1 protein-coding gene is annotated in these 413 nt (G+C 28.8%); it reads left to right on the top strand.

Annotated features, from left to right (window positions below; all coding sequences use genetic code 11):
- Positions 1-18: 18 nt before the first annotated feature.
- A partial coding sequence (locus CD135_RS11695; RefSeq protein ID WP_142382252.1) for a helix-turn-helix domain-containing protein occupies positions 19-413 on the top strand: 395 nt, incomplete at its 3' end.

The raw sequence follows: 413 nt of genomic DNA, 5'->3' as shown, positions 1-413 counted from the left end.
TTAGCAGGGAGTTTTATTATGACTAGAAATATTAAAATAGATATCAATACTTTATTAGAAGCTTTTGATTTATATGAACAAGGCTATAGCTTCTTAAACGTTATAAAAATGTTGTCATTGAATACAAATCGTAGATTATTAAGTGAAAAATACCAGAGGTATAAATTATATGGAGTTAATGGATTGTTACCTAAAACAAAAAATAACTCGTATCCGTCATCTTTTAAACTACAAATTATTAATGAGTATTTTGAAAAGGGAATATCACCTGTACAGTTGGCTATTAAATACAATATCCCATCAGATCGCACTGTACGAAACTGGATAAAACGTTATACTATGGGTAAAGAGAACAAAACATATTCTCCAAAACCCGAGGTGTATACGATGAAAGCAAGAAAAACAAATTTAGA

It is taken from the genome of Mammaliicoccus lentus, from assembly GCF_002902755.1.
Classification (GTDB): domain Bacteria; phylum Bacillota; class Bacilli; order Staphylococcales; family Staphylococcaceae; genus Mammaliicoccus; species Mammaliicoccus lentus.
The sequence above is the reverse complement of the archived record's forward strand: the minus strand, read 5'-3'. Positions and strand labels throughout refer to the sequence as shown.